Raw genomic sequence first — 7770 nt, 5'->3', positions numbered from 1 at the left:
GCCATCAACTATGAACATAAATCCGCCGGGATTATGCAACAACTGGGGCTACCAGAGATGGCAATTGATATTCGTCATTTATTAGACGGCAGCCTGCAAGCGATGGTTGCGGATACCTTAGGCCAGCTTCCGGCGCTGAATGCGCGACTTAGTGAAGCCGTCAGTCGTGAGCGTCAGACAGGAATGCAGATGGTGCAGTCCGTACTGGAACGCATCGGGGAGGTGAAATGAAGGTCGGCTTCTTCTTATTGAAATTTCCGCTGTCGTCGGAAACCTTCGTCCTCAACCAAATCACTGCGTTTATTGATATGGGCTTTGAGGTGGAGATTGTCGCGCTGCAAAAAGGCGACACACAAAACACCCACGCGGCATGGACGAAATACAACCTTGCCGCCAGAACCCGCTGGTTACAGGACGAACCTACGGGCAAAGTGGCGAAACTGCGCCACCGAGCCAGTCAGACCTTGCGCGGCATTCATCGTAAAAATACCTGGCAGGCGCTCAACCTCAAACGCTATGGTGCCGAGTCGCGGAACCTGATTTTGTCTGCCATTTGCGGCCAGGTCGCAACACCATTTTATGCCGATGTCTTTATCGCTCATTTTGGCCCTGCGGGGGTAACCGCAGCAAAACTACGCGAACTGGGTGTCATTCGCGGCAAAATTGCCACTATCTTCCACGGTATTGATATCTCCAGTCGGGAAGTGCTCAACCACTACACTCCCGAATATCAACAACTGTTTCGCCGTGGCGACCTGATGTTACCGATAAGCGATTTGTGGGCCGGAAGGCTGCAAAAAATGGGCTGCCCGAGGGAAAAAATTGCCGTATCGCGTATGGGCGTGGACATGACGCGTTTTAGCCCGCGTCCGGTGAAACCGCCCGCAACGCCGCTGGAAATCATTTCCGTCGCACGCTTAACCGAGAAAAAAGGCCTGCATGTGGCGATCGAAGCCTGCCGTCAGTTGAAAGAGCAGGGCGTGGCATTTCGCTATCGCATCCTCGGCATTGGCCCGTGGGAACGACGCCTGCGCACGCTCATCGAACAATATCAACTGGAAGATGTGGTGGAGATGCCGGGCTTTAAACCGAGCCATGAAGTGAAAGCGATGCTCGACGATGCGGATGTCTTCCTCTTGCCATCGGTTACAGGTGCGGACGGCGATATGGAAGGCATTCCGGTGGCGCTGATGGAAGCGATGGCGGTCGGCATTCCGGTTGTTTCTACTCTACATAGCGGAATACCGGAACTGGTGGAGGCCGATAAATCCGGCTGGCTGGTGCCTGAGAACGATGCTCGCGCACTGGCGCAACGCCTGGCGGCATTTAGCCAACTGGACACCGACGAACTGGCTCCGGTCGTCAAACGTGCACGCGAAAAAGTCGAACACGATTTTAACCAGCAGGTGATTAATCGAGAACTCGCCAGCTTGCTGCAGGCTTTATAGAGGAGAACGTATGCCATTTAAAAAACTCTCCCGACGCACCTTCCTGACGGCAAGCTCCGCGCTTGCCTTCCTCCATACACCTTTCGCCCGTGCACTTCCTGCCCGACAAAGCGTTAACATTAACGACTACAACCCTCACGACTGGATCGCCTCATTTAAACAAGCCTTCGGCGAAGGGCAAACGGTCGTCGTGCCTGCCGGATTGGTTTGCGACAATATCAACACCGGCATCTTCATTCCTGCAGGTAAAACGTTACACATCCTTGGAAGCCTGCGCGGCAACGGCAGAGGGCGATTTGTCTTACAGGACGGCAGCCAGGTGACAGGGGGGGAGGGCGGCAGTATGCATAACATCACCCTGGATGTGCGCGGCTCTGACTGCACCATCAAAGGGCTGACTATGAGCGGCTTTGGTCCGGTAACGCAGATTTATATCGGCGGCAAAAACAAACGGGTCATGCGCAACCTGACCATCGATAACCTGACCGTTAGCCACGCTAATTACGCCATCTTACGCCAGGGATTTCATAACCAGATTATCGGTGCCAACATCACCAACTGTAAGTTCAGCGACTTACAAGGCGACGCCATTGAATGGAACGTGGCAATTAACGACAGTGATATTTTGATCTCCGACCATGTCATCGAGCGCATCAACTGTACTAATGGCAAAATCAACTGGGGCATCGGCATAGGCCTTGCGGGGAGTACCTACGATAATAACTACCCGGAAGACCAGGCAGTGAAAAACTTTGTCGTGGCGAATATCACGGGATCGGATTGTCGGCAGTTGATCCATGTTGAAAATGGCAAACATTTTGTTATTCGTAATATCAAAGCTCGCAATATCACGCCGGATTTCAGTAAGAAAGCAGGCATTGATAACGCGACAGTTGCTATTTACGGTTGTGACAATTTCGTGATTGATAATATTGAAATGATTAATAGCGCCGGGATGTTAATCGGCTATGGGGTAATTAAAGGCAAATATCTCTCGATACCGCAAAATTTCCGAGTGAATAATATTCAACTGGATAACACCCATCTTGTTTATAAATTGCGCGGCATCCAAATCTCCGCCGGGAATGCTGTCTCCTTTGTGGCGCTGACTAACATTGAGATGAAGCGTGCGTCGCTGGAGTTACACAACAAACCGCAACATCTTTTTATGCGTAATATTAATGTGATGCAGGAATCCTCTCTTGGACCCGCATTGAGCATGAACTTCGACATGCGCAAAGACGTTCGCGGCGTCTTTATGGCGAAAAAAGAAACACTCCTGTCTCTTGCAAATGTTCATGCGGTGAATGAAAGAGGACAAAGCTCCGTCGATATCGACAGGATTAATCACCATATTGTTAATGTGGAAAAGATTAACTTTAGATTGCCAGAACGGAGGGAGTAGATTTGCGACCATTCCTGGAAAAATGGAGCCATACTTAGGAACAATGCTACTGCAATCCACAACGAAGCGGCGTAACATCACAAGTAATTCAGTAATCAATTCAGGGTAATTGATGCTGGCGAAAAAAATCGAACAAGCTATAATTCAGCAACCATTTTACAGGTGGATGAAATAATGACGAATTTAAAAGCAGTTATTCCTGTAGCGGGTCTTGGGATGCATATGTTGCCTGCCACTAAGGCGATTCCCAAAGAGATGCTACCGATCGTCGACAAGCCAATGATTCAGTACATTGTTGACGAGATTGTGGCTGCAGGGATCAAAGAAATCCTCCTGGTAACTCATGCGTCCAAGAACGCGGTCGAAAACCACTTCGACACCTCTTATGAATTAGAATCTCTCCTTGAGCAGCGCGTAAAGCGTCAACTACTGGCGGAAGTACAGTCCATTTGCCCGCCGGGCGTGACCATTATGAACGTGCGTCAGGGCGAACCCTTAGGTTTAGGCCACTCCATTTTGTGTGCACGACCCGCCATTGGTGACAACCCATTTGTCGTGGTGCTGCCAGACGTTGTGATCGACGACGCCAGCGCCGACCCGCTGCGCTACAACCTTGCTGCCATGATTGCGCGTTTCAATGAAACGGGCCGTAGCCAGGTGCTGGCAAAACGTATGCCGGGTGACCTCTCTGAATACTCCGTTATTCAGACCAAAGAACCACTGGATCGTGAAGGTAAAGTCAGCCGCATTGTTGAATTTATCGAAAAACCGGATCAGCCGCAGACGCTGGACTCAGACATCATGGCCGTTGGTCGCTATGTGCTTTCTGCCGATATTTGGCCGGAACTGGAACGTACTCAGCCAGGTGCATGGGGACGTATCCAACTAACTGATGCTATTGCCGAACTGGCGAAAAAACAGTCCGTTGATGCCATGCTGATGACAGGTGACAGCTACGACTGCGGTAAAAAAATGGGCTATATGCAGGCGTTTGTGAAGTATGGGCTGCGCAACCTGAAAGAAGGGGCGAAGTTCCGTAAAGGGATTGAGAAGCTGTTAAGCGAATAATGAAAATCTGACCGAATGTAACGGTTGATAAGAAAATTATTACGGCAGTGAAGATTCGTGGCGAAAGTAATTTGTTGCGAATTTTCCTGCCGTTGTTTTATATAAACAATCAGAATAACAACGAGTTAGCAATAGGATTTTAGTCAAAGTTTTCCAGGATTTTCCTTGTTTCCAGAGCGGATTGGTAAGACAATTAGCGTTTGAATTTTTCGGGTTTAGCGCGAGTGGGTAACGCTCGTCACATCGTGGACATGTATGCAGTGCTCTGGTAGCTGTAAAGCCAGGGGCGGTAGCGTGCATTAATACCTCTATTAATCAAACTGAGAGCCGCTTATTTCACAGCATGCTCTGAAGTAATATGGAATAATAAAGTGAAGATACTTGTTACTGGTGGCGCAGGATTTATTGGTTCTGCTGTAGTTCGTCACATTATAAATAATACGCAGGATAGTGTTGTTAATGTCGATAAATTAACGTACGCCGGAAACCTGGAATCACTTGCAGATGTTTCTGACTCTAAACGCTATGTTTTTGAACATGCGGATATTTGCGATGCTGCTGCAATGGCGCGGATTTTTGCTCAGCATCAGCCGGATGCAGTGATGCACCTGGCTGCTGAAAGCCATGTGGATCGTTCAATTACAGGCCCTGCGGCATTTATTGAAACCAATATTGTTGGTACTTATGTCCTTTTGGAAGCGGCTCGCAATTACTGGTCTGCTCTTGATGGCGACAAGAAAAATAGCTTCCGTTTTCATCATATTTCTACTGACGAAGTCTATGGTGATTTGCCTCATCCTGACGAAGTAAATAATAAAGAACAATTACCCCTCTTTACTGAGACGACAGCTTACGCGCCTAGTAGTCCTTATTCCGCATCAAAAGCATCCAGCGATCATTTAGTCCGTGCGTGGAAACGTACCTATGGTTTACCGACCATTGTGACTAACTGTTCGAATAACTACGGTCCTTATCACTTTCCGGAAAAATTGATTCCACTAGTAATTCTTAATGCTCTGGAAGGTAAGGCATTACCTATTTATGGCAAAGGGGATCAAATTCGTGACTGGCTGTATGTTGAAGATCATGCGCGTGCGTTATATACCGTCGTAACCGAAGGTAAAGCGGGTGAAACTTATAACATTGGTGGACACAACGAAAAGAAAAACATCGATGTAGTGCTCACTATTTGTGATTTGTTGGATGAGATTGTCCCGAAAGAGAAATCTTACCGCGAGCAAATTACTTATGTTGCCGATCGTCCGGGACACGATCGACGTTATGCGATTGATGCTGAGAAGATTGGTCGCGAATTGGGATGGAAACCACAGGAAACGTTTGAGAGCGGGATTCGGAAGACAGTGGAATGGTACCTGTCCAATACAAAATGGGTTGATAATGTGAAAAGTGGTGCCTATCAATCGTGGATTGAACAGAACTATGAGGGCCGCCAGTAATGAATATCCTCCTTTTCGGCAAAACAGGGCAGGTAGGTTGGGAACTACAGCGTGCGCTGGCACCTTTGGGTAATTTGATTGCTCTTGATGTTCACTCTACTGATTATTGTGGTGATTTTAGTAACCCAGAAGGTGTGGCTGAAACCGTCAAAAAAATTCGTCCTGACGTTATTGTTAATGCTGCTGCTCATACCGCGGTAGATAAGGCTGAGTCAGAACCCGAATTTGCACAATTACTCAATGCGACAAGTGTTGAAGCGATTGCAAAAGCGGCTAACGAAGTTGGGGCTTGGGTAATTCATTACTCAACTGACTACGTATTCCCTGGAAATTGCGACACGCCATGGCTGGAGACGGATGCAACCGCACCGCTAAATGTTTACGGTGAAACCAAGTTAGCCGGAGAAAAAGCGTTACAGGAACATTGCGCGAAACATCTTATTTTCCGGACCAGCTGGGTATATGCAGGTAAAGGAAACAATTTTGCCAAGACAATGTTACGTCTGGCAAAAGAGCGCGAAGAATTAGCGGTTATTAATGATCAGTTTGGTGCGCCAACGGGCGCAGAGTTGCTGGCTGATTGTACGGCACATGCCATTCGTGTGGCACTGAATAAACCAGAAGTCGCAGGCTTGTACCATCTGGTAGCCAGTGGTACCACAACCTGGTACGATTATGCTGCGCTGGTTTTTGAAGAGGCGCGCGAAGCAGGCATTCCCCTTGCACTCAACAAGCTCAACGCGGTACCAACAACAGCTTATCCTACACCAGCTCGTCGTCCACATAACTCTCGTCTTAATACAGTAAAATTTCAGCAGAACTTTGCGCTTGTCTTGCCTGACTGGCAGGTTGGCGTGAAACGCATGCTCAACGAATTATTTACTACTACAGCAATTTAATAGTTTTTGCATCTTGTTCGTGATTGTGGAGCAAGATGAATAAAAAGGAATGATGAAATGAAAACGCGTAAAGGTATTATTTTAGCGGGTGGTTCTGGTACTCGCCTTTATCCTGTAACTATGGCTGTCAGTAAGCAGCTGTTACCGATTTATGATAAACCGATGATCTATTACCCGTTGTCTACACTGATGTTAGCGGGTATTCGCGATATTCTGATTATCAGTACGCCACAGGATACTCCTCGTTTTCAACAACTGCTGGGTGACGGTAGCCAGTGGGGGCTAAATCTTCAGTACAAAGTGCAACCGACTCCAGATGGGCTTGCGCAGGCGTTTATTATCGGTGAAGAGTTTATCGGTGGTGATGATTGTGCTTTGGTTCTTGGTGATAATATCTTCTACGGCCACGATCTGCCGAAGTTAATGGACGTAGCTGTTAACAAAGAAAGTGGTGCAACAGTATTTGCTTATCACGTAAATGATCCTGAACGCTACGGTGTCGTTGAGTTTGATAAAAACGGTACGGCAATCAGTCTGGAAGAAAAACCGCTACAACCAAAAAGTAATTATGCGGTAACCGGGCTTTATTTCTATGATAACGACGTTGTCGAAATGGCGAAAAACCTTAAGCCTTCTGCCCGCGGTGAACTGGAAATTACCGATATTAACCGTATCTATATGGAACAAGGGCGTTTATCTGTTGCTATGATGGGGCGTGGTTATGCGTGGTTAGACACGGGGACACATCAGAGCCTGATTGAGGCAAGCAACTTTATTGCAACAATTGAAGAGCGTCAAGGGTTGAAAGTTTCCTGCCCGGAAGAAATTGCTTACCGTAAAGGGTTTATTGATGCTGAGAAGGTGAAAGTATTAGCTGAACCGCTGAAAAAAAATGCTTATGGTCAGTATCTGCTGAAAATGATTAAAGGTTATTAATAAAATGAGCGTAATTAAAACAGACATTCCAGATGTATTAATTTTCGAGCCGAAAGTTTTTGGTGATGAACGTGGTTTTTTTATGGAAAGCTTTAATCAGAAAGTTTTCGAAGAGGCTGTAGGGCGGAAGGTTGAATTTGTTCAGGATAATCATTCTAAATCAACTAAGGGTGTGTTACGCGGACTGCACTATCAGCTGGAACCTTATGCTCAAGGTAAATTAGTTCGTTGTGTGGTCGGTGAAGTTTTTGATGTAGCAGTTGATATTCGTAAATCGTCACCAACTTTTGGCAAATGGGTTGGGGTGAATTTATCTGCTGAGAATAAGCGCCAGTTGTGGATCCCTGAAGGATTTGCACATGGTTTTTTGGTGCTGAGTGAGACGGCTGAGTTTGTTTATAAAACTACAAATTATTATCATCCGGAAAGTGACAGAGGAATTAGGTGGAATGATCATCAATTATGTATATTATGGCCCACAGTCGATGAGTATCAACTTTCACCTAAAGATACAAGACAACCATTTTTTTTCGATATTGAATTATTTCATTAATAGG

The 7770-nt window shown here is 46.8% G+C and carries 7 protein-coding genes and 1 pseudogene; all 8 read left to right on the top strand.

Translation table 11 applies throughout. The features are described from left to right. Window positions 1–231, top strand: a pseudogene (locus tag QZF50_RS21610) (colanic acid biosynthesis pyruvyl transferase WcaK); the annotation flags it as partial. Beyond that, complete coding sequence (gene wcaL, locus QZF50_RS21605; protein WP_000862685.1) at window positions 228–1448, top strand: colanic acid biosynthesis glycosyltransferase WcaL; 1221 nt, start codon at window positions 228–230, stop codon at window positions 1446–1448. The pseudogene QZF50_RS21610 and the gene wcaL, both read left to right, overlap by 4 nt. Window positions 1449–1458: 10 nt before the next feature. Continuing rightward, the gene (gene wcaM / locus QZF50_RS21600) at window positions 1459–2853 is read left to right on the top strand and encodes a colanic acid biosynthesis protein WcaM (RefSeq protein WP_001115986.1); all 1395 of its coding nucleotides are present in this window, start codon (window positions 1459–1461) and stop codon (window positions 2851–2853) included. A 174-nt stretch (window positions 2854–3027) separates the two neighbouring features. Next, window positions 3028–3921 (top strand): UTP--glucose-1-phosphate uridylyltransferase GalF, encoded by an 894-nt coding sequence (gene galF, locus QZF50_RS21595; protein ID WP_000183060.1) that lies wholly within the window; start codon window positions 3028–3030, stop codon window positions 3919–3921. A 371-nt stretch (window positions 3922–4292) separates the two neighbouring features. After that, window positions 4293–5378: a dTDP-glucose 4,6-dehydratase gene (rfbB, locus tag QZF50_RS21590; RefSeq protein WP_038998936.1), complete on the top strand. Its 1086-nt coding sequence runs from the start codon at window positions 4293–4295 to the stop codon at window positions 5376–5378. Continuing rightward, complete coding sequence (gene rfbD, locus QZF50_RS21585; protein WP_038998934.1) at window positions 5378–6277, top strand: dTDP-4-dehydrorhamnose reductase; 900 nt, start codon at window positions 5378–5380, stop codon at window positions 6275–6277. The genes rfbB and rfbD overlap by 1 nt, the downstream gene beginning before the upstream one ends. A 57-nt stretch (window positions 6278–6334) precedes the next feature. Next, window positions 6335–7213: a glucose-1-phosphate thymidylyltransferase RfbA gene (gene rfbA, locus QZF50_RS21580; RefSeq protein WP_032267165.1), complete on the top strand. Its 879-nt coding sequence runs from the start codon at window positions 6335–6337 to the stop codon at window positions 7211–7213. Window positions 7214–7217: 4 nt separating this feature from the next. Then, a complete protein-coding gene (gene rfbC / locus QZF50_RS21575; RefSeq protein WP_290376433.1) occupies window positions 7218–7766 on the top strand; it encodes a dTDP-4-dehydrorhamnose 3,5-epimerase in 549 nt (182 codons plus the stop codon). The last annotated feature ends 4 nt before the right edge of the window (window positions 7767–7770 follow it).

The sequence above is a fragment of the uncultured Escherichia sp. genome (genome assembly GCF_948475835.1).
In the GTDB taxonomy this organism is placed as follows: Bacteria; Pseudomonadota; Gammaproteobacteria; order Enterobacterales; family Enterobacteriaceae; genus ECMA0423.
This window is presented reverse-complemented; position numbering and strand designations above follow the sequence as displayed.